The sequence below is a fragment of the Nakamurella sp. genome, from assembly GCF_048594475.1.
Lineage (GTDB): Bacteria > Actinomycetota > Actinomycetes > Mycobacteriales > Nakamurellaceae > Nakamurella.
The window spans coordinates 1-2017 of sequence record NZ_JBMDXT010000591.1 but is presented as its reverse complement, the minus strand read 5'-3'; the positions used below and the strand labels follow the sequence as shown (position 1 = coordinate 2017).

Annotated in this window: 3 protein-coding genes; 2 read left to right on the top strand and 1 reads right to left on the bottom strand. The window is 72.5% G+C overall.

Annotated features, from left to right (window positions below):
- Positions 1 to 267: 267 nt before the first annotated feature.
- Together ACOJUF_RS26210 and ACOJUF_RS26205 are read left to right on the top strand one after the other, a co-directional pair.
- On the top strand, positions 268 to 699 hold the full coding sequence (locus ACOJUF_RS26210) for an RDD family protein (protein ID WP_420124739.1): 432 nt from the start codon (positions 268 to 270) through the stop codon (positions 697 to 699).
- Between the two features lie 112 nt (positions 700 to 811).
- A complete protein-coding gene (locus ACOJUF_RS26205; protein ID WP_420124738.1) occupies positions 812 to 1168 on the top strand; it encodes a hypothetical protein in 357 nt (118 codons plus the stop codon).
- 82 nt (positions 1169 to 1250) lie between these two features.
- Here ACOJUF_RS26205 and ACOJUF_RS26200 read toward each other — a convergent pair whose 3' ends face one another.
- Entirely contained in the window at positions 1251 to 2012 is a 762-nt protein-coding gene (locus ACOJUF_RS26200; RefSeq protein WP_420124740.1) for a DUF4191 domain-containing protein, read from the bottom strand.
- Positions 2013 to 2017: the final 5 nt, after the last annotated feature.

Genomic DNA, 2017 nt, shown 5'->3' with positions numbered 1-2017 from the left:
TGACCAGCTCTTCGGTGGTGGAGAACACGCACGCGCTCCTTGTCGTCGGTGGACAACCCCAGTCGATGGACAACCTGTCGCAGGGACCGTACAACCCTTCCCTGCATCGCGGGCGTCGGGTCCTGCGGACCGGTCGATGCCGCCGCGAGCAGTGCTGGACGCGCCGGCTCCATCGCCATGCCTGCGCCACGCTAAGCACGTGCTGTTGCCGCCGAGTCTCGACCAGGTTTCGCCGGAGTTACGCGGGCGAATGCCTACCCTGGGGGAATGACGACGACGAACGGCCCGGCCGAGCAGGCCTATCCGGGGCGGGCGCTGGGGCTGCCGGAGACCGGCGTGGGGTCGGTCGCCTCGATGGCCGCACGGGTCGGCGCGTTCGTGATCGACATCGTGCTGTCGGCCCTGGTCGCCTGGTGGTTCACCGCACCCGAGGCGCCCCGCAACACCAGTCTGGTCGTGTGGGCGGTGATGACGGTGATCACCGTCGCCCTGTTCGGGATCACCCCCGGCCAGGCCGCGCTGGGCATCCGGGTCGTGCCCATGGACAAGGACCGGGACCGGGTGCGCTCGTTCGTGGGGCTGTGGGCGATCCCGCGGACCGTGCTGATCTTCCTCATCGTCCCGCCGCTGCTGCTCGACGCGAACGGCCGCGGCCTGCACGACCGGCTGTGCCGCACGGTCGTGCTGCGGATCCGGTAGGCGCGGCCGCCCGGACGCGTGTCGGTCGGTGGCCCGCTGGGTACGAACCCTGGACCGGGCCACCGATCGGGTGGCCGCCGCGCGCCGTGCGCCGACGAGGAGGGTCCCGACCATGACCGCCAGCCTGCCCACCGACCACCAGGGCAACGATCCGGGAACGGAGCCGGACGACGTCCCGACCGCCACCCTGGACGACGACGCCGCCCCCGGCACCGGAACCGAGCCGGACTCGGGCGGCCCGGCCGCCGCGGCCGAGCCGGACGTCGAGGGGGTGCCCGACCGCGGTCCGGACGCCGCGGCCCGGACCCTGCTGGACGGGCCGGCGGCCGAGAACCCGGAAATGCGCCGGGGGACCGAGGACCTGCAGGCCAGTCAGGACTCGATCGCGCGGGCCCGGGACTTCGCCGACGAGGTCGCGCGACGCACCGAGCCGGCCGAGCCGCCGGCCCGGCCGGGCGACGAGATCTGATCGGCTCCCACCATCGGTGGGGCCGGCGGTGCGGCCGGCGGCCGGGCCAGCGCGGGAGCCTGCGGCGGGGTCAGTGGCGGAGTCAGCGGCGACGCATCGCGCGCTGCATGTTGCGCTGCTTGACCCCGGCCGGCATCGGCCCCTTGGGCAGCCCGCCCTGTGACTTGGCGGCCAGCACGGCTAGCCGGTTGTCCAGCTCGCCGACCATCGGCGCCGGGATGTTGCGCGGCAGCTTCATGATCGCGGGGGCGAGCTTGCGCAGGGTGGTCTCGCCCTCCTCGTTGCCGACGATGAAGTCGTAGATGGGGGTGTCGCCGACGATGCGGGCGATCTTCTTCTTCTCCTGGGCCAGCAGCGGCTTCACCCGGTGCGGGGCGCCCTCGCCGACGAGGATGACGCCCGGCCGGCCGATCACCCGGTGCACGGCGTCGAGGTAGGTGTTGCCGGCGATCGCGGGCGTGACCCGCCAGGTGCCGCGCAGGTTGTTCTGCAGGGCCCAAGCGGCCGCGCCCGGGGTTCCGTCGGCCTGCGCGTAGACGCTCTTCTGCACCCGCCGGGAGAAGATGATCATGGCCAGGAGCGCGCCGATGATGATGCCCAGCGGCAGCACCATCCACCACGGCAGGAACCACATCAGGGCCAGGGTGACGACCGCAGCGGTGCCGACGAGCGCGCCGATCATGTACGGCAGCAGCTTCTTGTCGTTCTTGCGCTGCATCTGGAACGCCTGCCAGAGCTGGCTGCGGCGCTCCTTGGCGGCGGCGCGCTTCTCGGCCTTGGCCGCCTTCTTCGCTTCCTTCGATGGTTTCGCGGAGGAGCCGGACCCGGCGGCGTTCTTGGCCATGGGCA

What these genes read in the sequence shown, in the direction of transcription:
- ACOJUF_RS26210 (WP_420124739.1), top strand. Translation starts at nt 268, where the DNA reads ATGACGACGACGAACGGCCCGGCCGAGCAGGCCTATCCGGGGCGGGCG.
- ACOJUF_RS26205 (WP_420124738.1), top strand. Translation starts at nt 812, where the DNA reads ATGACCGCCAGCCTGCCCACCGACCACCAGGGCAACGATCCGGGAACG.
- ACOJUF_RS26200 (WP_420124740.1), bottom strand. Translation starts at nt 2,012, where the DNA reads ATGGCCAAGAACGCCGCCGGGTCCGGCTCCTCCGCGAAACCATCGAAG.